This is a genomic window from Arthrobacter oryzae (genome assembly GCF_031454875.1).
Taxonomy (GTDB): domain Bacteria; phylum Actinomycetota; class Actinomycetes; order Actinomycetales; family Micrococcaceae; genus Arthrobacter; species Arthrobacter oryzae_D.
Genome location: NZ_JAVDRQ010000005.1, coordinates 194,538 through 217,809, shown reverse-complemented (window position 1 = coordinate 217,809; position 23,272 = coordinate 194,538). Strand labels below are relative to the sequence as shown.

Sequence of the window (23,272 nt, the reverse complement as noted above, 5' to 3'; positions counted from 1 at the left end):
CCGCATCAGCTGTTCACGCGCCAGCCGTTCACGCGCCAAAAGGAGAAAACGTGCCGCAACCCGGCTGGGCAGTGTTTAGTTTCGAAGGAATCGGGACCGGCTGGGAGATTTCCACGCCCGGTCCCCTGGACGACGGCCAGCGCCGCCGGCTCCTGGACGTGGTGGAGGATTACGACGCCGCGTGGTCCCGTTTCCGGACGGACTCGCTCGTGGCGCAGGTGGCAAGAGAACCGGGGCGCTACCGGATGCCGGACGGTGCAGGCGCGCTGGGCCGCCTGTACCGGAGCCTTTACCGGCTGAGCGCGGGTGCCATGACGCCGCTGATCGGCGGCAGCTTGGAACAGCTGGGGTACGACGCAAACTACTCGCTCCGGTCCCGCGGAACCCCGTTGCCCGCCCCGCGGTGGGACGACGTGCTGGACTGGGACGACACCGTGCTGACCACCATGGCCCCCGTGCTGCTGGATGTGGGAGCCGCCGGCAAGGGCCAGCTGGCCGATTTGCTTGCGGCGGAGCTCCGGTCGCAGGGCGTCAGCGAACACTTCATTGATGCCAGCGGCGACCTCCTCAATTCCGGACCCGCTCCGGTGGCCGTGGGGCTGGAGCATCCGTACGATCCCGGCCGGGCCATCGGCACCATCAGCCTGGGTGCTGGCGCACTGTGCGCCTCGGCAGCCAACCGCCGGGCCTGGGGTGACGGGCTGCACCATGTGCTGGACGGCACCACGGGGACGCCGGTGCGGACAGTGGTTGCCACGTGGGCGCTGGCCGGGACTGCCATGACCGCCGATGCGCTTGCCACCGCGTTGTTCTTCGTTTCCGGCAAGGCGCTGGAGCAGGATTTTGAGTTTTCCTGGCTTACGGTTTTCTCGGACGGAAGCGCCGCCTACTCAGCAGGTTTCGAAGGAGTGCTGTTCGAATGAGTTCCATGATCCAGCGGGCGGACACGTCCCTGAACCGCCTGACCATGTACCGGCTGGTGCTGTGGGTGCTTGCGGTCCTGGCCGCGTACAGCCTGCTGCTCAACGTCCTGGGCTGGCTGACGTTCGGCATCCCCGAAATGCTGGCCCATCTGGCGCTCTGCCTGGGACTGACCTACGCCTCGAACCGCGGGCTGGCCGCACTGTTCCACGTCCGGCCGCACTCCGAATCCTCGCTCATCACCGGGCTGCTGCTGTATTTCCTGTTCTGGCCCAGCTTCAAAGCCCTGGACGTCGCGGGCGTCGCCCTCGCATGCGTCCTGGCGTCGGCCTCCAAGTACGCCCTGGCCTGGCGCGGCCGGCACATCTTCAATCCGGCCGCCGCCGGTGCCTTCGCGGCAGGGCTGACGGGACTGAACATCGCCACGTGGTGGGCGGCCACCCCGGCGATGCTCTTCCTCCTGGTTCCCGGCATCCTGCTGGTGCTCTACCGCACGAGGAAGATCCTCATGGGTGCTGTGTTTACGGCCGTGTCCGTGTCCATAGTGGCCACGGAACTGCTCCGGGCCGGGATGTCGCTGGGCGGAGCTCTCTGGCAGCCCCTCGCGCAGCGCCCGGTGCTGTTCTTCGTGGGCTTCATGCTGACCGAACCGCTGACCCTCCCGCCGCGGCGCTGGCAGCAGCTGGCGCTCGCCGCCGTCGTCGGTGTGGTGTTCGCGGTGCCCTACAACCTGGGCTTCGTGGCAAACTCGCCCGAACTCGCACTGCTCGTGGGGAACCTGATTGCGTTCCTGGCCGGGCAGCGCGGCGGCGTCCGCCTGAACTTCCAGGAATCCCGGCCACTGACCCCGACGACGACGGAGTTCAGCTTCCGGCCCGAACGCGCGGTCCGCTTCGCGCCGGGACAGTACATGGAACTGCACCTGCCGCACGCCAGGTCCGACGGGAAAGGCTGGCGGCGCGTTTTCAGCCTGACCAGCGCACCGGATGCCCGGGAAGTGACGATCGGCGTGGGTACCGCCGAGCCGGTGTCGGCAGCCAAGCGTGCCCTGCTGGCGCTGCAGCCGGGAGATTCGGTGACGGCTACTGCGGTGGGCGGCGACTTCGTCCTTCCACGCAAGTCGGACGGCCCCGTCCTGCTGGTTGCGGCCGGCATCGGCATCACGCCGTACCTGGCCCAGCTCGCCGCAGGTTCTGCGAAGACCCGCGACGTCGTCCTGCTGTACCTGGCCAAGTCTGCTGCGGAACTTGCCTACGCGGATGCGCTTGAGCAGTCCGGTGCCCGGGTCATCGCACGTCTCGCCGACGGCTCTGCGCCGCCGCCGTTCATGGAGGACGCGTGCAAGGTTTCCCGGCCGCCGGCGCGGCTCGACGGAGCGGCCCTCAAGGAACTTGTTCCGGATATTGCTGCGCGGGAAGTGTTTGTTTCCGGCTCGCCCGCCAGCGTCCGTTCACTGCGCGCCGCCGCCCGGAGCGCCGGCGCGCGGCGCATCCGCACCGACTCTTTTGCGGGCTACTGACGGCCGATTTTCCATTGGAGGCCACCTTCCTGCTAAGCTCTAGGACGTCCCGCCGGCAACGGCAGGAAACCCTGACTGCCCTCGTAGCTCAGGGGATAGAGCGTCTGCCTCCGGAGCAGAAGGTCGTAGGTTCGAATCCTATCGAGGGCACAGACAAACCCCGCCAGCCCAGCTGGCGGGGTTTCCTGCTTAACGCGTGCCCGCCCTTGACCTGCACGGCCTGAACCTGCCCGGCGTGAACCTGCCTTCCCGGGGCGTGGCGCCGAAGGCGTGTCCCCCGGCATTGTCGGCACCCCCTCGTAGGCTGGTTCCAACGACGAGCGAAGGGGAAATTCATGTACTGCTCAATCATCCCGCCATACCTGCTGCGTCGGCTGGCGGCCCGGGACGAACCGCGCCTCTCCGCGGTTGCGCGGGCAGCCAAGGAAGCGCTGCTCCATGTCAGGTCCATCCAGGCCACCCGCGCACAGCCGTTGCCGGCTGTCCCCTCCGGAATCCGGCAGCTCAAGCCCGGTCCGCCCAGCCGCACGGTCTTTGACGCCAGGGGCTCCGAAGTCCTGCCCGGCCAAGTGGTCCGCAAGGAGGGGGAACCCTGCACGGGCGACCCCGCCGCGGACGAGGCCTATGACGGGCTGGGGCACACGCACCGGCTGTACGCCGAGGCCTTTGACCGTAACTCGGTTGACGGGCAGGGCCTTCCGCTCGATGCCACCGTGCACTTCGGAAACCTGTACGACAACGCGTTCTGGGACGGAAGCCAGATGGTTTTCGGCGACGGCGACGGCGAAATCTTCCAGCGCTTCACCCGGTCCCTCAGCGTCATCGGACATGAGCTGGCCCACGGCGTGACGCAGCACTCTGCCGGGCTCGTCTACCGGAATCAGGCGGGGGCACTCAACGAATCGCTGTCGGACGTGTTCGGCGCACTCGTGGAACAGTACGTCGCCAAGCAGCCGTCATCTGCGGCCAGCTGGCTCATCGGCGAGGGCCTGTTCACCGATCAGGTGGAAGGCGCCGCCCTGCGGTCGCTGAAGGCGCCCGGGACCGCTTACGACGACGATGTGCTGGGCAAGGATCCGCAGCCGGACTCGATGGATTCCTATGTGCGGACCAGTGCGGACAACGGCGGGGTGCACATCAACTCAGGCATCCCCAACCGCGCGTTCTACCTGGTGGCGTCGGAACTCGGCGGCAATGCCTGGGAAACGCCGGGCCGGATCTGGTATGACACACTCACCGGAGGATCCCTGCCGGCCAACGCCACGTTCACCAAATTCGCCAAAGCAACCGCCGCATCGGCGAAAGAACTGTTCGGCGGGGACTCCCCGGAACATGACGCCGTCCGGAAGGCGTGGGAAACTGTGAAGGTAAAGCTGTAACTGGATCGCCGCCGGAGCGGTCAGCCGGCGGCCAGCAGTACCGGAAGCACAGGAACCAGGCCATGAAGATCACTGTCCAGCGCAGCGGTGGGATTGCGGCTATCAAGCGGGTGTGGAGTGTCCAGGCCACAACGCCGACGGACAGGAGCCGTTGGGAGCCGCTCGTTGAGGCCTGCCCTTGGGACGCCGTCCCGCGCTCGGCTGAGGCCGGGGGCCGGCCGGACAGATTCATGTATTCGATCAAGGCCGGCCAGCACCGGGCCACCCTCCCGGAGCAGGCAGTCACCGGCCCGTGGCGGGTCCTCGTGGATAACACGCGGGCGGCGGCCGAAGCCGCCCGGAACGGCGGACCCCGCTCCGTGTAGGCCCCGGGCGCGTCGGCCAGACGGGCTTCGGCCGGCGGGGGTTCCCCTAGACGGCGTCGGCCAGACGGGCTTCGGCTAGACGGCTGGCTCCAGGTTCCCGCGGAAAGCGCGCCGGTAGGACTGCGGGCTCGTGTCGAGCACTTTGCCGAAATGGTGCCGGAGCAGCACGGAGTGGCCGAATCCGGACTCCCTGGCAATCTCGTCGATGTTCAGCTCCGTGGACTCGAGGAGTTCCTGCGCCCGGAGCACACGCTGCGAGTTCAGCCAGGCGGCGGGAGTGGCGCCCGTCTCGGACCGGAAGCGCCGCGCGAACGTCCGCGGCGACATGTGGACACGGGCCGCCAGTTCGTTCACGGTGTGCTCATGTTCGAGGTTCCGCACCATCCACCGCAGCAGCTCTTCCATCGGCTGTGAGCCGCAGGCAGGAATAGGACGGTCGATGAACTGCGCCTGGCCGCCGTCCCGGTGGGGCGGAACCACCATGTCTCGGGCAATGCTCGCCGCCACGTTGGCACCGAGTTCCACCCGCACCAGGTGAAGGCAGGCATCGATGCCGGCCGCGGTGCCCGCACTGCTGATGATCCGCCCGTCCTGGACATACAGGACATTTTCGTCCACGAGTGCCGCCGGGTAGCGGCTGGCCAGTACCTGCGAATAGTGCCAGTGCGTGGTGCACCGGCGCCCGTCCAGCAGGCCGGCGCGTGCCAGGGCGAAGGCGCCGGAACAGATGGACATCACCCAGGCTCCCCGGTCATGCGCAGCCCGCAGCGCGTCCAGGACTGATTCGGGAACGTCCTCGTCGTGGCCATAGGGGGCCATGATGACCAGGTCCGCGTCGGCGGCCGCCTCCAGTCCCAGGTCGACGTGCAGGGACAACCCGGACTTGAGCCGGATATCGCCCGGTTCCGGCGTACAGACGCGGAAATCGAAGGCCGGCACACCGGTCCCCCGCGCCGACCGGTCAATGCCGAACACCTCGAACGCGGTCCCGAACTCGAAGATCGAAAAGTTGGGAACAACAATCACTGCCACTGATTTGAGCATGCTTCCATTGTGGCAGAAATTATAGCTTTTTGGTCATTTCTGCCACTGTTTTGTTGCCGCGTACGGGAGAAACATAGAGGCATGGAAACCTTTGGAGTCGCACTCATCATCCTGTTGCTCGTCATCCTGTCGGCCACCATCGCCGCACTCCTCAAGGACGGGCGGGGCCACACGCCTCCCGAACGTTCGGAGAAGGACTGGTCCGCGCTGGACCTCCCGAGCGTCAACTACACGCTGCGGAACTACTGACCACCGCCGTGCCGGCCGGCTGCCGCAGCGCCGGCCAACGGCCCGATTTCCTCATCCCGGCACCCAACTTCATCCCACCCCACCAGCCTGCGCCCCTATCCGGACAGTTTTAGTCCGCATAGGGGCGTACATTCTTTCCTATGATCCAGACGTCCGCCCGCCTGCTGCAGTTGCTGAGCCTGTTGCAGGTCCGCCGTGAATGGACCGGACCGGCGCTGGCGGAACGCATGCAGGTGACCGAACGGACCGTCCGCCGCGATATCGGCAAGCTCCGCAGCCTGGGGTATCCCATCCAGGCCTCACCCGGCGTGGCAGGTGGCTACCAGCTGGGATCAGGAGCCCAGCTTCCGCCGCTCCTGCTGGACGACAACGAGGCCCTGGCCGTGGCTTTGGGCCTCAGTTCGGTAGCGGCGGGCCCGGTTGCGGGGATCGGCGAGGCCTCCGTGCGTGCATTGGCCAAACTCGAACAGGTTCTGCCCTCCCGGCTGCGTACCCGTTTCTCGACGCTACGGAACGCAGTGACCACGCTCGCCAGCGACGCTGCGCCGGTGGACCCGCTGCTATTGACGGCGATGTCCACGGCCATTGCAGACCGCCGCCAGGTGAGCTTCGACTACACAAGGGCCGACGGCGGCGCGGGCCGACGCCTGGTGGAACCGTATCGGCTCGTGGACACGGGACGCCGCTGGTATCTGGTCGCCTGGGACTGCGACCGGGCGGACTGGCGCACATTCCGGGCGGACCGGATTGCCTCCATGCCGGTGGAACGGAAGAAGTATGTGCCGCGGCCGTTGCCTGCGCCCGACCTGGCCGCCTACGTTCAGCGGTCGGTGACGCGGTCCCCGTACCGGTACGACGTCGTGGTGCGGCTGCACGCGCCGCTGCACGACGTGGCAGCCCTGGTGGGTCCGCACGTGGCCACCCTGACGGCCGAAGGACCGGACCGGACCATCCTGCATGCGGGCTGGGACCGGCTCGAGGCCCCCGCCGCGCACCTGGCAGGGCTGGACATGGACTTCGAGATCCTGGCCCCGGCGGAGTTCGCACAGCATGTCAGCAGGCTGGCCGAACGGTTGCGGAACGCGGCAGGCGGTGGGACCCCGGCGGCAGGTGGTGTCCCTGCGGGTGGTACGGCAACGGATCGTAACGGTCAGGCCCCGCCACAGTAGACTGGTTCCAGCCATGACTTTTCATATTTCGTACCCCGCCGAGCTGCCGGTCTCCGAGCGCCGCGAGGACCTGATGGCCGCCATAGCGGCCAACCAGGTGACCATCATTGCCGGCGAGACCGGCTCCGGCAAGACCACCCAGATTCCGAAGATGTGCCTGGAACTGGGCCTGGGCGAGAACGGACTGATCGGCCACACGCAGCCGCGCCGGCTCGCTGCCCGGACCGTGGCGGAACGCATCGCCGAGGAACTCGGGGTGGAAATCGGCCAGGAGGTGGGCTTCCAGGTCCGCTTCACCGGCGAGGTCAGCCGGTCCACGAAGGTCAAGCTCATGACGGACGGCATCCTGCTTGCGGAGATCCAGCGCGACAAGCTGCTGCGCAAGTACAACGCCATCATCATCGACGAAGCCCACGAGCGCAGCCTCAACATTGACTTCATCCTGGGCTACCTCAAGCGCATCCTGCCGCAGCGGCCGGATCTGAAAATCATCATCACGTCCGCCACCATCGATCCCGAACGATTCGCCAAGCACTTCGGCACCGAGGAGGAGCCCTCCCCCATCATCGAGGTTTCCGGCCGGACCTTCCCGGTGGAAATCCGCTACCGGCCGCTGTCCCAGCCGGCAGGCGGCGCGGCGGGCGCTGGTGATGATGAAGACAACGCGTCCGACGACGAACTCGAAGAGGACCGCGACCCGCTCGACGCCGTCTGCGACGCCGTCGACGAACTGGCCCTCGAAGCGCCCGGCGACATCCTCATCTTCTTCTCCGGCGAGCGCGAAATCCGCGACGCCGCCGAGGCCCTCAACGCCCGGATCCAGTCCAACCGGCGGCTTGCCGGCACCGAGGTCCTCCCCCTCTTCGCCCGCCTGAGCCTGCAGGAACAGCACAAGGTGTTCCACCCCGGCAGCAAACGGCGGATCGTCCTGGCCACCAACGTCGCGGAAACCTCCCTCACCGTGCCCGGTATCAAGTACGTCGTGGACACGGGCACAGCGCGCATTTCACGGTACTCGCACCGGACCAAAGTGCAGCGGCTGCCCATCGAGCGTGTCTCCCAGGCCTCGGCCAACCAGCGCTCCGGGCGCTGCGGCCGTGTCTCGGACGGCATCGCCATACGGCTGTATTCGGAGGAGGACTACGAGTCCAGGCCACAGTTCACCGATCCCGAGATCCTGCGCACCAACCTCGCCGCCGTCATCCTGCAGATGACGGCCATGGGTGTGGCCCGCGGCCCCAAGGACGTGGAGAACTTCCCGTTCGTGGAGCCGCCTGACTCGCGCGCCATCAACGACGGCGTCACGCTCCTCCGGGAGCTCGGCGCCTTGAGCACCGGCACTGGCCCCGGCAGGAACGGCGGCGGCCTGACCGCCGTCGGGCAGCAGCTTGCCCAGCTTCCCGTGGACCCCAGGCTCGGCCGGATGATCGTGGAGTCCGGCAAGCGGGGCTGCGTCCGTGAGGTCATGATCCTGGCCGCGGCCCTGACCATCCAGGACCCGCGCGAGCGTCCAACGGACAAGCAGCAGCTCGCTGCGGAGAAGCATGCGCGTTTCCGGGACGAGAACTCGGACTTCACCGGCTTCCTGAACCTCTGGAACTATCTGCAGGAAAAGCAGCAGGAGCTTTCCTCCACGCAGTTCCGCAGGCTGTGCCGCACCGAGTTCATCAACTACCTGCGCGTCCGGGAATGGCAGGATCTGTTCGCGCAGCTCCGCCAGCTGGCCCGGCCGCTGGGCATAAGCCTCGACAACAAGCGCCTCGCCGATCCGGTGGGCAACCACGACGGCATCCATATCAGCCTGCTCTCCGGACTGCTGAGCCACATCGGCATCCTCGATGAGCGCAAGCGCGAATACGCTGGCGCCCGCGGCAGCCGGTTCGCGATCTTCCCCGGCTCGGCGCTGTTCAAGAAGTCGCCTACCTTCGTGATGGCCGCCGAACTCGTGGAGACGAGCCGGCTGTGGGCCCGTGTCGCGGCGAAGTTCGATCCTTTCTGGGCCGAGCAGGTGGCGCCGGATCTGGTCAAGCGCAGCTACAGCGAACCGCACTGGTCCAAGAAGATGGGCTCGGTGATGGCCCACGAGAAGGTCACCCTCTACGGGGTGCCCATCATTCCCAGCCGGCGGATCAACTACGGCAAGGTGGATCCGGAGCTGTGCCGGGAGCTGTTCATCCGGCACGCCCTGGTCGAAGGCGACTGGCAGACCCACCACAAGTTCTTCCACCGCAACCGTGCACTGCTGCACGAAGTCGAAGAGCTCGAGGCCCGGATGCGGCGCCGGGACATCCTGGTGGACGACGAGACACTGTTCGCGTTCTATGACGCCCGGATTGGCAAGGACGTGGTGTCCGAACGCCACTTCGACAAGTGGTGGAAGGAGGCGCGCCAGCAGGATCCCGCGCTGCTCGACTTCGACCAGGCGCTGCTGATCAGCGAAGATGCCGAGGCCCTCGACGATTCGGCCTACCCGAAGACGTTGCTGCACAAAGGCTTCGAGCTGCCGCTGAGCTACGAGTTCCACCCCGTGGCTCCAGGCTCGCCGCCCAACCCGTCCGACGGCGTCACGGCCGAGGTTCCGGTGCTCTTCCTGAACCAGCTGGACGACGCAGCATTCCGTTGGCTCATTCCCGGCCAGCGGGTGGAGCTCGTCACCGCCCTGATCAAGTCGCTGCCCAAGCAGGTGCGGAAGAACTTTGTGCCGGCCCCTGATGTCGCGCGACAGGCAGTGGCCGCACTGGAGGCCGACTTCGATCCCGCCACCGACGAGCTGGAACCATCCCTCGAGCTGGTCCTGCGCCGTATCCGCGGCCAGGTCATCCCGCCGGGGTCGTGGAACTGGGCTGCCGTGCCGCCCCACCTTCGCGTGAGTTTCCGCGTGGTCGATTCCAACGGCAAGACGCTTGACGAAGGCAAAGACCTGGCGGAACTGCAGGAACGGCTTGCCCCGGCTACACGGCGGGCGATTGCCGAGTCACTGGGGGCGACCCCGGTGACCACAGCCCCCAAGGGGCGGAAGAACGGCCAAACCGCTCCGGCATCGCAGAAGGCCGGCGGCTTTGCAGCGTCCGGGGACGTGGCCGGAACGCCGGGCTTCGTGGAGAAGACGGGGCTGACGGACTGGACCTTCGGCGCTGTGCAGCGCCAGGTCCAAGGCATGGTGAAAGGACACACCGTCACCGGCTACCCCGCCTTGGTCGATGAGGGCTCCTCCGTTGCCCTCCGCCTGTTCCAGACCCCGTCCGAACAGGCACAGGCCATGCGCGGCGGCGTCATCCGCCTGCTGGCGCTGAAGGTCCCCGCACCGGACCGCTACGTCCTGGAACACCTGAACAACACCGAAAAACTGACGTTCAGCCAGAACCCGCACGGTTCCGTGTCAGCGCTGATCGCGGACTGCGCGCTGGCGGCGATCGACAAGCTCACGCCGGCGGAACTGCCCTGGGATGAGGCGTCCTTCAAGGCCCTGTTCGAGCAGGTACGGGCGGAGCTGATCGATACGGTCTTCACCGTGACCGCCGTCGTCGAACGGATCCTGGCCAGTACGCGCCGGATCGAAAAACAGCTCAGGGGGACTACCAGCCTGGCGCTGATCAGCGCGCTCAACGATGTGAAGAGCCAGCTCGAACAGCTCGTGTTTCCGGGCTTTGTAGCACGGACGGGCTACGCCCAGCTCAGCCAGCTGCCGCGCTACCTGGCCGCGATCGAGAAACGCCTCGAGAAACTGCCCGGGAACGTCCAGCGGGACGCCCTGAGTATGGCAGCGGTCCAGGCGCTGGAAGATGACTACGACGACGCCGTCTCCGCGCTGCTGCCCGGGCGCCGCGCGGGCACTGAGTTAACGCAGGTGCGCTGGATGATCGAAGAGCTCCGGGTGAGCCTCTTCGCCGTCGAGCTCGGAACGGCCTATTCCGTCTCCGAGAAGCGGATCCGCGCGGTGCTGAACAAGGCGCTGGCCCCGGCGTAGCCCCCCCCAAAAAAAAGGGCACCTACTCACAGATATGCGCGAACGGACACTTGAGGCCCTTCATCCAAGGGGCCTCAAGTGTCCGTTCGCGCTCGGTCCGGGCCAGCCGGCGCTCGAATCGTGGCTTGCTCGAATCCCGCCTTGCAGGACAGGTACGCGCGTTAGGATGCGGGAACGTGCTCCGCGTGACCGGCCTGGCGCAGCCCTTCGCGGAGTTTCTCGGCGTTGGCATCCAGCTCTGCGGGATCGGGGTTCTGGTCCGCCGAACCGAAGTCGTAGTCGGCCATGGAGTTGGACGGCCAAACATGGACGTGGAGGTGGTGGACCTCGTACCCGGCCACGATCAGTCCGGCCCGGGCGGCATCAAAAACATCCACCTGGACCGCGCCGATCTTCTGGGCAACCTCCATCACCCTGGCGAGGAGGGCCGGCGGAGCGTCCGTCCAGCGGTCCACTTCCTCGGTGGGAACCACCAGTGTGTGCCCGTCAGCGAGGGGGCCCATGGTCAGGAACGCCACCACGTCCTCGTCCCGCCAGACGAACCGCCCGGGGATCTCGCCGTTGATGATCTTGGTGAAAACGGTGCTCATGCGTCTGCCTTTTCCGATGGGGTCCCGAGGGTTCTGGTGTCCAGGACAAAACGATACTTGACGTCGCCGGCCACCATGCGGTCATAGGCCTCGTTCAGCTGGTCGGCCCGCACCACCTCGACGTCGGAAACGACACCGTGTTCGGCACAGAAGTCCAGCATCTCCTGGGTCTCGGCGATGCCGCCGATCAGCGAGCCCGCGTAGGCGATCCGCCGCCGGATCAGTGCCCCGGGATTGACCGGCGGCATTGCTTCGGACGGCAGGCCCAGCTGGAAGAGCGCCCCGTCCAGGCGCAGGGTCCGGAAGTAGGGGTTGAGATCATGCGGTGCCGCCACCGTGTCGATGATGACGTCGATGCTCCGGTTCGCGGCCGCCATGGACGCTTCGTCGCCGGAGAGGATGACCTCGTCGGCACCAAGTTCGCGGGCCGCGTCAAACTTCGATTCGGAGGTGGTGAACACCTTCACCTCGGCGCCCATGGCCTTGGCGATCTTGACGGCCATGTGGCCCAGTCCGCCCAGGCCCACCACGCCCACGACGTCCCCGGCTTCGACGTCGAAATACCGCAGCGGGGAGTAGGTGGTGATGCCGGCGCAGAGGAGCGGCGCAACGGCGGCGGGGTCAAGACTTTCCGGCACCCGCAACACGTAGCGGCGGTCCACCACCACCGAGGTCGCGTAGCCGCCCTGGGTAATGGAGTCGCCGTTGCGGGCATCCGTTGCGCCATAGGTTCCGGTCATGCCGTTTTCGCAGTATTGCTCCAAGCCGTCCAGGCAACTGTCGCATTCACGGCAGGAGTCCACCATGCAGCCCACTCCGACGAGGTCGCCCGGGGCGAAATCCCGGACAGCGGCACCCACACGGCTGACGCGGCCGACGATCTCGTGGCCGGGCACCAGCGGGTACTTCTGCGCGCCCCACTCGCCGCGTGTTGCGTGCACGTCGGAATGGCAGAGGCCGCAGAAATCGATCGCGATCTCGACGTCGTCATCCTTTGGAGCCCGGCGGGCGACAGTCAGCGGAACGAGGCCGCTGTCGCCGGCTGTGGCGCCGTACGCTGCGGCCAGCCGCGGGCGTGAAACCGGGGCGGACCCCGGTTCGTGGGATGCACTTTCAGGGTTCGCGGTGCCGGGAAGGGGCTTGGCAAGGGGCGGCGGTACGGGTCGTCCGGGAGTCATGGTCCGACGCTACCCCCGTCCCCGTCCACTGTTCCAATCGGAGCCGGATTTAGCGGGCAGGGCTTAGGGAGCAGGGCTTAGGGAGCCGACCCCGTGGCTACCTCGTTGGCGGGGTCATTGGACCATTGGGAAAACGATCCGGGGTAAAGCGCCGCCGGGAACCCCGCGATTTCCAGGGCAGCGACTTCGTGCGCAGCCGTGACGCCCGAACCGCAGTACACGGCAGTGGGCACGTCCGGCCGCACGCCCAGGGCGGTGAACCGTTCCCGCAGCTGTTCCGGGGGCAGGAACCGTCCGTCGCTTCCGATATTTTCGGCCGTGGGGGCGCTCACAGCGCCGGGAATGTGGCCTGCCCGCGGATCGACCGGCTCGATCTCGCCGCGGTAGCGCTCCCCCGCCCGTGCGTCCAGCAGCACGCCCCGTCCGGACCACTCACCGGCCTGGGCTGCGTCGATCACCGGCATCGCGCCGTCGGTCAGTGTGACGTCGCCCAGCGATGCCTGCTCCAGGCCGCCTTCGGTGGCGTACCCCGCCGCACGCCACGCGGCCAGGCCGCCGTCGAGCAGGAAGACGGCGGACAAGCCGGCGTTCCGGAGCATCCACCAAAGCCTCGCGGCCGCGGTGCCGCCCGTGTCGTCATACGCAACCACGACGTCGTGGTCCCGGATGCCCCAGCACCGCGCCGATTCCTGGAACTGCTGCAGCGGCGGCAACGGGTGCCTGCCCTGGCTCGGATCCGCCGGCGCAGCCAGCTTGGTGGGCAGGTCGACATAGATTGCGCCCGGAATGTGGGCCGCCAAGTAGTGCTCGCGGCCGTGGGGATCGCCCAGCGCCCAGCGCACGTCGAGCAGAACGGTGCGCTCACCGGAGGTCATCCGGTGGTTCAGCGCCGACACGTCCATGAGGGGGTTCATCAAATCTCCTTTGGTTCGGATGCCAGGCTGTCCGGCCCGGTCCTGGAAACCATGTGCAGGCAGGCTTGGTGCGGGCGGTCAGCCGATTCCAACTGTAGCCGTGGAGGTGCTCCGTGCCGGGTAGGCTGAATCGGTGAACAGAGCAGGTAACCGTGTGAGCAGCCAGGACCGCGCCTGGGCCGATGAAGCCGTCCGCAGGATCAACGCCGAAAACAACAGGTCAGCGGACACTCATCTTTACTCTGTTCCGCTGCCGGAACACTGGGGCGTCCACCTGTACCTGAAGGACGAATCCACGCACCGCTCGGGCAGCCTCAAGCACCGGCTGGCGCGTTCGTTGTTCCTCTTCGGCCTGGTCAACGGCTGGATCCGGGAAGGGACCACCATCGTGGAGGCCTCGAGCGGCAGCACGGCCGTCTCCGAGGCCTACTTTGCCCGGCTCCTGGGCCTTCCGTTCATCGCCGTCATGACCCGCACCACCAGTCCGGAGAAGATAGACCTGATCGAGCAGTTCGGCGGGTCCTGCCTCCTGATGGACCACGCTTCGGAGGTCTACGCCGCCGCGGAGGAAGTCGCCCGGACAACCCGCGGGCACTACATGGACCAGTTCACCTACGCCGAGCGGGCCACCGACTGGCGGGGCAACAACAATATCGCCGAGTCCATCTTCCAGCAGCTTGCCCTCGAAGAGCACCCGGTTCCCCGCTGGATCGTGGTGGGGGCGGGCACCGGCGGCACCAGCGCCACCATCGGAAGATATCTGCGCTACCACCGCCATGGCACGGAGCTCGCCGTCGTGGACCCGGAGAACTCTGCCTTCTACCCCGGCTGGAGGGACGGCGTTGCCGGCTTCAGCACCGGGATGCCGTCACGCATCGAGGGCATCGGGCGGCCGCGGATGGAGCCCAGCTTCGTGCCGGCCGTGATCGACCACATGATCCAGGTGCCCGATGCCGCGTCGGTGGCCGCGATGCGGCACCTCAGGGACTTTGCCGGGCTGCATGCCGGTCCGTCCACCGGGACCAACCTCTGGGGCGTGTGGCAGCTGATCGCGGAAATGGTCGAGGACGGAACGCAGGGAAGCGTGGTCTCGCTCATGTGCGACGCCGGTGACCGGTACGCGGGCAGCTACTACAACGACGCGTGGCTTCAGGCCCGCGGCCTGGACCCGCGGCCGCATGAGGACACCCTCAGGGATTTCTTTGACACCGGAACCTGGCCAGCTGGCGCCTAGACTTCCACCGAATCACCGCTGGACAGGTGCGCATACTCAGTCCCGTACTTGCCCCCCAGCCGCTTGACGTGCCCTTCAATGAGGCCGAGCCCGGTTTCGTTGAGCAGTGCGTCGTGGATGGGGAACGCCTTGGCGGCGCGGACGCCGATGACGAAGTCCACCACCTCGCCCACTTTGTTCCAGGGCGCGTGCACCGGCACCAGGAGGGTCCGGACCGGGATGCCGTCCGGAATCACGAAGGAGTCCCCGGGGTGGTACACGTTGGAGTCAATCAGGTATCCGATGTTGGCCACCACTGGAATCTGGGGGTGGATCAGTGCGTGCTGCCCGCCAAAGGTCCGCACGTCGAATCCGGCGGCGCTGAAGGTCGAGCCCGGATCCACCTCATGGATCCTGGGCTCCGCAAACGGCGCCTCGGACCGCAGCTTCCCCACGACGCCCGCGGGCGCAAAGACCTGCAGCGCGTCATTGCCCTGCAGGGCCAGGACCACGGCGGGGACATCAACGTGGTCGCCGTGTTCGTGGGTGATCAGGACGGCCCCGGCACCGTCGAGTGCCTGGCCGGTCTCGGAGAACGTGCCTGGATCCAGTACGAGCGCCTGTCCGCCCTTTTCGAGCCGGACACAGGCGTGGGTGAACTTGGTCAGCTTCATGGAGCCAGCCTAGGGTGGCCCGCACGGCGGTGTCCATGAACGGCAGTGCGTATGAAGGCAGTCCCATCGACCCCGGCTGGTAATCTTGGACATTGCCAACACCCCTCAGGGAAGCGAGTCCATCCATGGCCCACGGCGCCAAAGCCGACGGCACAAAGCTAGCCGCACCGGCCGCCACCGGCGGCAGGGAGCAGCGTGTCACCAAGCAGCGACTTGCGGTGAGCGCCGCCCTGGATGAGCTTGACGACTTCGTCAGTACCCAGGAGCTCTACCGGATCCTGCAGAACCAGGGCACCTCCGTATCCCTGGCCACTGCCTACCGGATCCTGCAGTCGCTCGCCGACGACGGGCTGGTTGATGTCCTGCGGAACGGCGAGGGCGAGGCCGTGTACCGGAGGTGCGCCGTCACCGGTCACCACCACCACCTCCTGTGCCGCAACTGCGGCAAGGCCGTGGAAGTGGAGGCTCCCGCAGTAGAGACCTGGGCCGCACGGACCGCAGCGGACCATGGGTACACCGAGGTGGCCCACACCGTTGAGATTTATGGCCTGTGCCCGGACTGCACGGCACGGAAGGCCGCCGCGGGCTAGCACACAGCCAAGCCGCGGAGTGCTAGGCGGCGCCCGCATCCGGCTCGAGCACGCGTCCGTTCAGTCCGCGCCCGGCCCGTACGCCGCCGACGACCCGGCACGCAACGTAGATCAGGAATGACAGCGTGGTCACATACGGGCTGATGGGAATCCGGCCGCCCAGGGCAAGCATGATCCCGCCCACCGTGGCCGTCACAGCGAAGGCCACACTGAGCATCACCACCAGCCGCGGTGAGGACGTCACGCGCAGCGCCGCGGCCGCAGGGGTGATCAGCAGCGCAAGCACCAGCAGCGCCCCCACCACCTGGATGGACAGCGCCACACTGATTCCCAGCAGCACCATAAAGCCGATGCCCAGCGTCCGGACCGGCACGCCCCGCGCTTCCGCCACTTCAGGATCCACGCTCGCGAACGTGAGCGGACGCCAGATGGCCACCAGCGCAATCATCACCACAACGGCCGCCGTGGCCAGCACCTGGAGCTGGACCGTGTCCACGGACACGATCTGCCCGGTCAGGAGGCCGAACTTGTTTGAGGCCCGCCCCTCGTAAAGCGAGAGGAACAGGATGCCCAGGCCAAGGCCGAACGGCATGATCACACCAATGATGGAATTCTTGTCGCGGGCACGGACGCCCATCACTCCCAGGAGCAGGGCCGCGAGCACCGATCCAATGAGGGATCCGAAAACGATGTCTGCCCCGATGAGCAGCGCGAAGGCCGCGCCGGCGAAGGACAGCTCGGAAATTCCATGGACCGCGAAGGCGAGGTCACGCTTCATTACGAAGGTGCCCATGAGCCCGCCCAGGAGGCCCAGCAGCGCTCCCGCCCAGATGGAGTTCTGCACCAGGACCAGGAGCTCGCCGTAGTTCTCGAAATTGAAAATGGCACCCAGGATGCTGTCGAAATCCATTTAGCCCAACTCCCCCGCCACGGAATGCGCGTCCTCATGGTGGTGCGTTGCCGCCTCCGGCAGGCCCACCACGATCATCCGGCCGTTGGCGTGAATAACTTCCACCCGGCTGCCGTACAGCCCGGAGAGCACTTCGGTGGTCATCACCTCAGAGGGCTTGCCTACACGGAACCGTCCGCCCGCAAGGTAGAGGACGCGATCCACATAGTCGATGATCGGGTTGATCTCGTGCGTCACGAAAACCACGGCGCTGTCCTGGCTGCGGCATTGCTTGTTGATCAGGGCACTGACGGCCTGCTGATGCTGAAGGTCCAAGGAGAGCAGCGGCTCGTCGCACAGGAGGACCTGCGGATCGGCGGCCAGCGACTGGGCCACCCTGAGCCTCTGTTGTTCACCGCCGGAGAGCTGGCCTACAGGTACTTTGGCGTAGTCTGCGGCGCCGACGAGGTCCAGCAGCTCATCGATCCTGCGGTTGGCCTTGGCGGCGCCCAGCCGGAGTCCCCAGCGGTGGCCGTCGACGCCGAGGCCCACGAGGTCGCGGGCGCGCAGGGGCGTGTCCGGGGCGAAGGATTTCTGCTGCGGAACGTAGCCGATCAGGTTGCTGCCCCGTTCCACCGGGCGGCCGCCCAGGGTCGCCGTGCCCGAATGCAGCTCCTGGAGCCCCAACAAAACCTTGAGGAAGGTGGTCTTGCCGCTGCCGTTCGGGCCGAGCACGGCAAAAAACTCGCCGGGATTGATGTCGAGGTCCAGGTCCTCCCAGAGCGTCCGCTTCCCGAACTTCAGGGTGGCTCCACGGAGGCTCACTACCGGTTTCAACGTTCTTTATCCTCGATTCATGCGGGCGAAGCGCCCACACCATCTTAGGACGGCCTGGCCCAAAGATGGTTTAATCCGGCACGGTCCGATGCCGGCGGTTCACCTGCGGAATCCTGCCAGCGGCCCTGGCAGGCGGCGGGCTACTTACCCAGCGCCTGCTTGATGCTGTCCACATTGCCGCTCATCCACTGCACGTACGTCTTCCCGTCGGGAAGAGTTTCGCTGAAGTCCAGCACCGGAACGCCGGCCGCTTCGGCGGCTTCCTTGAGGGCCTGCGTCTGCGGGCCCTCCGTCTGGGTGTTGTACGCCAGGAACCTGATGTCCTTTGAACCGGCCAGTTCAGTGGCCTCCTTGAGTGCCGCGGGCGGGACGTCGGAGCCTTCCTCGATCGCCGCCGTGTAGTCCTCCGGGGTTTTGTTCACCAGGCCGGCGGCCTCGAGCAGGTAGAGCGGAACAGGTTCAGTGACGGCGACGGGAGCCTGGGCGGACGTCGCCGAGAGGCCCGTAACCTGGGCATTTAGCCCGGAGATCTCCTGCTTGAAGGCGGCGGCATTGGCCTGGAAGGTTGAGGCCGAGGCCGGCTCCAGCGCTGCGAGTTTGGCCTCAACGGCATCGGCCAGCTTGGTCATGGCGTCGAAGCTGTACCAGACGTGTTCGTTGAACTCGCCGTGGTCGGAGTGACCGTGCTCGTCGGCCGCCGCGGTGGAGGCGCCGGCGGGCTCCTCCTCGGGGGCAAGTCCGGACACCTCGACCGCGCTGATGACGCTGTCATGGTCCAGGTTGCTGTCGTCCGCCAGCTTGTGGATGAAGTCGTCATACCCGCCGCCGTTTTCAACCACCAGCTTCGCTTTGGAGACCGCCAGCTTGTCCTGGGTGGTGGCCTCGTAGGAATGCGGATCCTGGCTGGCCTTGGAGATGAGGGCTTTGACGTTGACCTTGTCGCCGCCGATTTCCCGGACGATATCCCCGTAGACGTTCGTGGAGGTGACCACCTCGATGGCGCCCGTACCCTCCTGCTGGCCTCCCGCCGTCGTACTGCAGGCTGACAGCAGCAGGCTGAGGCCGGCGAGGGCGGTGACGGGAAGGATGGCTGAACGGCGCACGGAAGGACCTCGGATCTTGTTATCTGGACTTGCTACATGAGAATCAGGAGCAATTAGCAACAGGACGAGTGTAGCCCTAAATGGGAATGATTCCTATTTAGGGCCACACCGGCGGATGCTGCCATCGGCTGAGCGGCTACTCGCGGTCGGGCTGACCCAGCCGGCGGATGCCCTTCGCCTGGGTGGCATCGCGGATCTCGCCTACCAGCTGCTCGATCACGTCCTCGAGGAACAGCACGCCACCGGTGTTCCCGTCCGGGCCGATCACCCGGGCCAGGTGCGAACCGGTGCGCTGCATCACGGACATCGCCTTCTCGATCTCGTCTTCCATGGACAGGTTCGCCAAGGACCTGATCCGGCTCTCCGCGATCGGATGCTCGTAGTCGCCTTCCGGGATGGACAGCACATCCTTGATGTGGAGGTAGCCCGAGAGCATGCCGTCGTCGTCCATCATCGGGAAGCGCGAAAACCCGGTCCGGCTGACCGCTTTTTCAAACTCAACCGGCGTGGTGGCAGCCTTCAGCATGACCAGCTTGTCGAGCGGGACCATGATGTGGGATGCCGTATGTTCCGAGAATTCCAGCGCACCCGTAATCAGCCCGGCATCATCGTCCACCAGCCCGTGCCGGGTGGATTCCTGCACGATGGACTGGACTTCCTCCAGCGTGAACGAGGAGTTGACCTCATCCTTGGGTTCGATCCGCATCAGCCGCAGGATGTGGTTCGCGGACCAGTTAAGTGCCACAATCGCCGGATTCACGAGCCGCGCAATGAACATGAGCGGCGGCGCCAGCAGCAACGCCGCCTTGTCCGCGACGGAAACCGAAATGTTCTTGGGCACCATCTCGCCGAAGGTCACATGCAGGAAGGTCACCACCAGCAGTGCCACGGTGAACGCCACAACATCAGCGATTTCCATCGGCAGGCCCACCGCTTCCAGGGGCACCGCCATCAGGTGGTGGATCGCGGGTTCAGCCACCTGCAGGATCAGCAGGGAACAGACCGTGATGCCCAGCTGTGCGCAGGCCAGCATCAGCGACACATTCTCCATGGCCCGCAGCGTGGTCTGGGCCCGCATGGACCCGGCTTCCGCCAGCGGCTCGATCTGGCTCCGGCGCGCAGACATCACGGCGAACTCGGCAGCCACGAAGAAGGCGTTGCCGATCAGGAGGACGACGAGCCACAGGATTCCTGCCCAGTCGCTCATACTGTGCCTCCCTTTCCGGCGACGTGCTCTTCGCCGTGCACCGGAGCGGGCTTGAAGCAGATCCGGTCGATCCGGCGTCCCTCCATGCGGGTCACGTTCAGCGTTCCGCCTCCGACGTCCACGGTGTCCCCCACTACCGCGATACGGCCCAGCTGGCTCATCACATATCCGCCCACCGTCTCGTAGGCGGACTCATCGGGAACGGTCAGTCCGGGAATCTGTTCGGAGAGTTCGTCCGGGCGCAGCAGGCCGGGGAAGTACCAGTCGCCCGAGGCGCTCTGAAGGAGCCCGGGCCTGACTTTGTCGTGTTCATCCGCCACCTCGCCGACGATTTCCTCGACGAGGTCTTCCAGTGTGGCGATGCCGGCAGTGCCGCCGTATTCGTCCAGCACGACGGCGAGCTGCAGGTTTCCTTCCCGCAGTTCGGCAAGCAGGGCATCCAGGTGGATGGTTTCGGGCACCCGCAGCACGTCCGTCATGATGGCGCCGGCTTCGAGGTTGGCGCGCCGGTCCCAGGGTACGGCGATCGCCTTCTTGACGTGAACCAGGCCGCGGATGTCATCGGCGGACTCGCCGATGATCGGGAAACGCGAATACCCGGTGCGCTTCGCAGCGTCCACAATGTCCGATACCGGCTGTTCGGCTGCGATGGTTTCCACCCGGATCCTGGGCGTCATAACGTCCGCGGCAGTACGGCCGGAGAACTTGAGCGTCCGGTCGATGAAGTTGGCCGTCCCGGCGTCGAGCGTTCCCATGGCGGCGGAGCGCCGCACCAGGGAGGCCAGTTCCGCCGGGGTCCGCGCACCGGAGATCTCTTCCTTGGCTTCCAGCCCGAAGACATTCAGCACCTTGTTGGAGAACCCGTTCAGCACGATGATGGCCGGTTTGAAGATGGCGGTGAAGACCAGCTGCGGGCGGGCAACGGCTTTGCCGATTGGCAGCGAGAGGGCAATGGCCATGTTCTTGGGAACCAGTTCGCCAATCAGCATCGACAGCAGGGTGGCGATGGTCATGGCCAGCACCAGGGATATCGAAGCCGCTGCGGGTTCGGGGATGCCGGCCGCGGTAAGCGGACCTTCCAGCAGCTGTCCGACGGACGGCTCCATGACATAACCGGTCAGCAGCGTGGTCAGCGTAATGCCGAGCTGGCAGCTGGAAAGCTGGGTGGACAGGGATTTGAGGCATTTGAGCAGCGGCACGGCCGCGGAGTCGCCGTTGTCCACGGCCCGCTGGACCGTTGCCTGGTCCAGGGCGACCAGAGAGAACTCGACGGCGACGAAGAAGCCCGTGCCAAGGATGAGCAGGATGCCCGCTCCAAGCAGTAACCATTCCATTAGCGGCCGGCCTCCGGACGACCGGGCAGCAGAAGTGCGCTCCCGGGGTCAGCAGATGCCGGGGATCCAGCGCGTGAAGTGGAGGAGGTGTTGCCGGGGAGACGGGCCGGCGGAGGATGGTCGGCCGGTGCCGACCCTGTTTCCTGGAAGGCTGCGGCATGGCGGACTGCTGCAGAGTGATGGGCGCGTGAACGGGGTTTGCCGGCTCTGTGGGTGGACTGCGGGGAGCTGATGTTCCAGCTCCGCTGACAGCCCCCAGGCCGGCACCTAGATTTACTGTCCATAAGAAGTTCAGTCTACAGGAGCAGCCGCGGCGTTCAGGAGCGGCGGCCGGGCGCCGGGCCGCTCCTTCCTGCCGGTCCGGTCAGCCGTCCGTTACCAGCTTTGCGGAACGGGCCGGCCTTCCTCGTAGCCGGCCGCTGACTGGATTCCGGCAACGGCACGCTCGCGGAACCCGGCGAGGTCGGCGGCCCCCGCGTAGCTCATGGAACTGCGAAGCCCCGCGGTAATCATGTCCACCAGATCCTCAACACCCGGCCGGGCGGGATCCAGGTACATGCGGGAGGTGGAAATGCCTTCCTCGAAGAGCGCCTTGCGGTCTTTCTCGAAGGCGTCCTCGCGCTGGTTCCGGTTCTGCACCGCCCTGGCCGACGCCATGCCGAAGCTTTCCTTATATAGGCGGCCGTTCGCATCGGGCTGCAGGTCCCCCGGGCTTTCGTGCGTCCCTGCGAACCACGAGCCGATCATGACCTGGCTTGCCCCCGCGGCCAGCGCCAGGGCCACGTCACGCGGATACCGCACGCCGCCGTCGGCCCAGATCCGCCCTCCAGCGGCACGGGCCGCGGCGGCGCATTCGAGCACGGCGGAGAGCTGCGGGCGGCCCACCGCCGTCATCATGCGGGTGGTGCACATGGCGCCCGGGCCCACTCCCACCTTGACGATGTTCGCGCCGGCGTCGATCAGTTCCCGGGTGGCACCCGCGGTCACGACGTTGCCCGCCACGAGGGGAACGGTGGGGTTCAGGCCGCGGACAGCCGCCAGGGCGTCGAACATTTTCTGCTGGTGGCCGTGGGCAGTGTCGATGACGAGGACGTCCACCCCCGCGGCCAGCAGTTCCGCTGCACGGCCCGCCACGTCGCCGTTGATTCCGACGGCGGCAGCCACCTTGAGCTTCCCGGCAGCGTCCAGGAGGGGCCGGTAGATCGTGGAACGCAGGGCGCCTTTGCGGGTGAGGACCCCGGTGAGGGAACCGCCGAGCTGAACCGGGGCAAAGTCCGTGCCCGCGGTGTCCATGGCCCCGAACGCCGCCCGGAGGGAGGCATCGCGGGGGGCGGAACCTGCTCCGCCGTTCGCCGCAGCGGTGTCGAATCCGCCCGCGTCGAGGACCAGCGCCTGCCGCATGACAGACGCGAGGGAGGCAAAACGGTCCTGCCCCTCGCAATCGGCGGCGCGGACCACGCCAGCCACCTTGCCGGCGTCGTCCACCACCACCACGGCACCGTGCGGCCGTTTGCCCATCAGGTGGAGGGCGTCGATGACGGTTTCCGAGGCCAGCAGGCTCACGGGGGTTTCGAACACCGTGTGGCGGGACTTGATCCAGGCGGTGACATCCCGGAGCACCTCCAGCGGAACGTCCTGCGGCAGGACGGCCAGCCCGCCGCGGCGGGCCATCGTCTCCGCCATCCGCTTTCCGGTCACGGCCGTCATGTTGGCCACCACCAGCGGGATGGAGGAACCCGTGCCGTCGTCGGCGGCGAGGTCCACATCCAGCCGCGACGTCACATCCGAACGCGACGGCACCAGGAAGGCGTCTGAATAAGTCAGGTCGGTGGACGGTTCACTCAGAAAACGCACGGCTGCTCCTCGTCAAAAAGGGGTTCTCACTGCGAGTCTAGGCGAGGGCGCGCCCCCAGAGGGACGACGCCGGGGACAGCGCGAAAGACGGCCCCGGAGGCTTATTCCCGCAATAGTTTCGCAGCTACATGATTTGGGTCACCCTTATTGGCAGTTAACCAAGAATCGTCACTAGACTGGCAAAGGTCTGGGTTCACAGGACGCAGAGACTGGTTCGATTGTTGTGCTGACGCACCGAAGGCGACCAGAGGGAAATCAAACTCATGGAAGAGGCGT

20 protein-coding genes and 1 tRNA gene are annotated in these 23,272 nt (G+C 66.6%); 10 read left to right on the top strand and 11 right to left on the bottom strand.

Annotated elements, in window-relative coordinates; all coding sequences use genetic code 11:
- Positions 1-50 precede the first annotated feature (50 nt).
- From J2805_RS10970 to J2805_RS10950, 5 genes are all read left to right on the top strand, one after another.
- Positions 51-923 (top strand): FAD:protein FMN transferase, encoded by an 873-nt coding sequence (locus J2805_RS10970; protein ID WP_309976002.1) that lies wholly within the window; start codon positions 51-53, stop codon positions 921-923.
- Positions 924-928: 5 nt separating this feature from the next.
- Positions 929-2,440 carry an FAD-dependent oxidoreductase gene (locus J2805_RS10965; RefSeq protein ID WP_309976315.1) on the top strand — a complete coding sequence of 504 codons (1,512 nt, stop codon included), beginning with the start codon at positions 929-931 and terminating at the stop codon, positions 2,438-2,440.
- 77 nt (positions 2,441-2,517) lie between these two features.
- A tRNA-Arg gene (locus J2805_RS10960) sits at positions 2,518-2,590 on the top strand.
- A gap of 185 nt (positions 2,591-2,775) precedes the next feature.
- Entirely contained in the window at positions 2,776-3,819 is a 1,044-nt protein-coding gene (locus J2805_RS10955; RefSeq protein WP_309976001.1) for a M4 family metallopeptidase, read from the top strand.
- Positions 3,820-3,881: 62 nt separating this feature from the next.
- Complete coding sequence (locus tag J2805_RS10950) at positions 3,882-4,184, top strand: protealysin inhibitor emfourin (RefSeq protein ID WP_309975999.1); 303 nt, start codon at positions 3,882-3,884, stop codon at positions 4,182-4,184.
- A gap of 75 nt (positions 4,185-4,259) precedes the next feature.
- Here the strand turns inward: J2805_RS10950 and J2805_RS10945 are convergent, their stop codons facing one another.
- Positions 4,260-5,228: a GlxA family transcriptional regulator gene (locus J2805_RS10945; RefSeq protein WP_309975997.1), complete on the bottom strand. Its 969-nt coding sequence runs from the start codon at positions 5,226-5,228 to the stop codon at positions 4,260-4,262.
- Between the two features lie 81 nt (positions 5,229-5,309).
- Between J2805_RS10945 and J2805_RS10940 the strand changes: the two genes are divergently transcribed.
- The 3 genes from J2805_RS10940 (at position 5,310) to hrpA (ending at position 10,613) form a co-directional block, all read left to right on the top strand.
- Entirely contained in the window at positions 5,310-5,477 is a 168-nt protein-coding gene (locus J2805_RS10940) for a hypothetical protein (RefSeq protein WP_309975996.1), read from the top strand.
- A gap of 140 nt (positions 5,478-5,617) precedes the next feature.
- On the top strand, positions 5,618-6,646 hold the full coding sequence (locus J2805_RS10935; RefSeq protein WP_309975994.1) for a helix-turn-helix transcriptional regulator: 1,029 nt from the start codon (positions 5,618-5,620) through the stop codon (positions 6,644-6,646).
- Between the two features lie 13 nt (positions 6,647-6,659).
- The gene (gene hrpA / locus J2805_RS10930; protein ID WP_309975993.1) at positions 6,660-10,613 is read left to right on the top strand and encodes an ATP-dependent RNA helicase HrpA; all 3,954 of its coding nucleotides are present in this window, start codon (positions 6,660-6,662) and stop codon (positions 10,611-10,613) included.
- Between the two features lie 161 nt (positions 10,614-10,774).
- Here the strand turns inward: hrpA and J2805_RS10925 are convergent, their stop codons facing one another.
- The 3 genes from J2805_RS10925 to J2805_RS10915 all read right to left on the bottom strand — a co-directional run bounded on the left by J2805_RS10925 (position 10,775) and on the right by J2805_RS10915 (position 13,295).
- Positions 10,775-11,203, bottom strand: coding sequence for an HIT family protein (locus tag J2805_RS10925; protein WP_309975991.1), 429 nt, complete (start codon positions 11,201-11,203; stop codon positions 10,775-10,777).
- Positions 11,200-12,381 carry an NAD(P)-dependent alcohol dehydrogenase gene (locus J2805_RS10920; RefSeq protein WP_309975989.1) on the bottom strand — a complete coding sequence of 394 codons (1,182 nt, stop codon included), beginning with the start codon at positions 12,379-12,381 and terminating at the stop codon, positions 11,200-11,202. The genes J2805_RS10925 and J2805_RS10920 overlap by 4 nt, the downstream gene beginning before the upstream one ends.
- 77 nt (positions 12,382-12,458) lie before the next feature.
- Entirely contained in the window at positions 12,459-13,295 is an 837-nt protein-coding gene (locus J2805_RS10915; protein WP_309975987.1) for a sulfurtransferase, read from the bottom strand.
- A gap of 154 nt (positions 13,296-13,449) precedes the next feature.
- Here J2805_RS10915 and J2805_RS10910 point away from each other — a divergent pair, with 154 nt between their 5' ends.
- Positions 13,450-14,529: a PLP-dependent cysteine synthase family protein gene (locus J2805_RS10910; RefSeq protein WP_309975985.1), complete on the top strand. Its 1,080-nt coding sequence runs from the start codon at positions 13,450-13,452 to the stop codon at positions 14,527-14,529.
- Here J2805_RS10910 and J2805_RS10905 read toward each other — a convergent pair.
- The gene (locus J2805_RS10905) at positions 14,526-15,182 is read right to left on the bottom strand and encodes an MBL fold metallo-hydrolase (protein WP_309975983.1); all 657 of its coding nucleotides are present in this window, start codon (positions 15,180-15,182) and stop codon (positions 14,526-14,528) included. The two genes, J2805_RS10910 and J2805_RS10905, sit on opposite strands and share 4 nt — an antisense overlap.
- A 125-nt stretch (positions 15,183-15,307) precedes the next feature.
- Between J2805_RS10905 and J2805_RS10900 the strand changes: the two genes are divergently transcribed.
- Positions 15,308-15,772, top strand: coding sequence for a Fur family transcriptional regulator (locus J2805_RS10900; protein WP_309976313.1), 465 nt, complete (start codon positions 15,308-15,310; stop codon positions 15,770-15,772).
- A 22-nt stretch (positions 15,773-15,794) separates the two neighbouring features.
- Here the strand turns inward: J2805_RS10900 and J2805_RS10895 are convergent, their stop codons facing one another.
- The 6 genes from J2805_RS10895 to J2805_RS10870 form a co-directional block, all read right to left on the bottom strand.
- The gene (locus J2805_RS10895; RefSeq protein WP_309975981.1) at positions 15,795-16,682 is read right to left on the bottom strand and encodes a metal ABC transporter permease; all 888 of its coding nucleotides are present in this window, start codon (positions 16,680-16,682) and stop codon (positions 15,795-15,797) included.
- Positions 16,683-17,486, bottom strand: coding sequence for a metal ABC transporter ATP-binding protein (locus J2805_RS10890; RefSeq protein ID WP_309975979.1), 804 nt, complete (start codon positions 17,484-17,486; stop codon positions 16,683-16,685).
- 152 nt (positions 17,487-17,638) lie between these two features.
- Positions 17,639-18,601: a metal ABC transporter solute-binding protein, Zn/Mn family gene (locus J2805_RS10885; protein WP_309975977.1), complete on the bottom strand. Its 963-nt coding sequence runs from the start codon at positions 18,599-18,601 to the stop codon at positions 17,639-17,641.
- A gap of 136 nt (positions 18,602-18,737) precedes the next feature.
- The gene (locus J2805_RS10880) at positions 18,738-19,808 is read right to left on the bottom strand and encodes a hemolysin family protein (protein WP_309975975.1); all 1,071 of its coding nucleotides are present in this window, start codon (positions 19,806-19,808) and stop codon (positions 18,738-18,740) included.
- Entirely contained in the window at positions 19,805-21,142 is a 1,338-nt protein-coding gene (locus J2805_RS10875; protein ID WP_309975974.1) for a hemolysin family protein, read from the bottom strand. The genes J2805_RS10880 and J2805_RS10875 overlap by 4 nt, the downstream gene beginning before the upstream one ends.
- Positions 21,143-21,517: 375 nt before the next feature.
- Entirely contained in the window at positions 21,518-22,996 is a 1,479-nt protein-coding gene (locus J2805_RS10870) for a GuaB1 family IMP dehydrogenase-related protein (RefSeq protein WP_309975972.1), read from the bottom strand.
- Positions 22,997-23,272: the final 276 nt, after the last annotated feature.

What these genes read in the sequence shown, in the direction of transcription:
- J2805_RS10965 (WP_309976315.1), top strand. Translation starts at nt 929, where the DNA reads ATGATCCAGCGGGCGGACACGTCCCTGAACCGCCTGACCATGTACCGG.
- J2805_RS10955 (WP_309976001.1), top strand. Translation starts at nt 2,776, where the DNA reads ATGTACTGCTCAATCATCCCGCCATACCTGCTGCGTCGGCTGGCGGCC.
- J2805_RS10950 (WP_309975999.1), top strand. Translation starts at nt 3,882, where the DNA reads ATGAAGATCACTGTCCAGCGCAGCGGTGGGATTGCGGCTATCAAGCGG.
- J2805_RS10945 (WP_309975997.1), bottom strand. Translation starts at nt 5,228, where the DNA reads ATGCTCAAATCAGTGGCAGTGATTGTTGTTCCCAACTTTTCGATCTTC.
- J2805_RS10940 (WP_309975996.1), top strand. Translation starts at nt 5,310, where the DNA reads ATGGAAACCTTTGGAGTCGCACTCATCATCCTGTTGCTCGTCATCCTG.
- J2805_RS10935 (WP_309975994.1), top strand. Translation starts at nt 5,618, where the DNA reads ATGATCCAGACGTCCGCCCGCCTGCTGCAGTTGCTGAGCCTGTTGCAG.
- hrpA (WP_309975993.1), top strand. Translation starts at nt 6,660, where the DNA reads ATGACTTTTCATATTTCGTACCCCGCCGAGCTGCCGGTCTCCGAGCGC.
- J2805_RS10925 (WP_309975991.1), bottom strand. Translation starts at nt 11,203, where the DNA reads ATGAGCACCGTTTTCACCAAGATCATCAACGGCGAGATCCCCGGGCGG.
- J2805_RS10920 (WP_309975989.1), bottom strand. Translation starts at nt 12,381, where the DNA reads ATGACTCCCGGACGACCCGTACCGCCGCCCCTTGCCAAGCCCCTTCCC.
- J2805_RS10915 (WP_309975987.1), bottom strand. Translation starts at nt 13,295, where the DNA reads ATGAACCCCCTCATGGACGTGTCGGCGCTGAACCACCGGATGACCTCC.
- J2805_RS10905 (WP_309975983.1), bottom strand. Translation starts at nt 15,182, where the DNA reads ATGAAGCTGACCAAGTTCACCCACGCCTGTGTCCGGCTCGAAAAGGGC.
- J2805_RS10900 (WP_309976313.1), top strand. Translation starts at nt 15,308, where the DNA reads ATGGCCCACGGCGCCAAAGCCGACGGCACAAAGCTAGCCGCACCGGCC.
- J2805_RS10895 (WP_309975981.1), bottom strand. Translation starts at nt 16,682, where the DNA reads ATGGATTTCGACAGCATCCTGGGTGCCATTTTCAATTTCGAGAACTAC.
- J2805_RS10880 (WP_309975975.1), bottom strand. Translation starts at nt 19,808, where the DNA reads ATGAGCGACTGGGCAGGAATCCTGTGGCTCGTCGTCCTCCTGATCGGC.
- J2805_RS10875 (WP_309975974.1), bottom strand. Translation starts at nt 21,142, where the DNA reads ATGGAATGGTTACTGCTTGGAGCGGGCATCCTGCTCATCCTTGGCACG.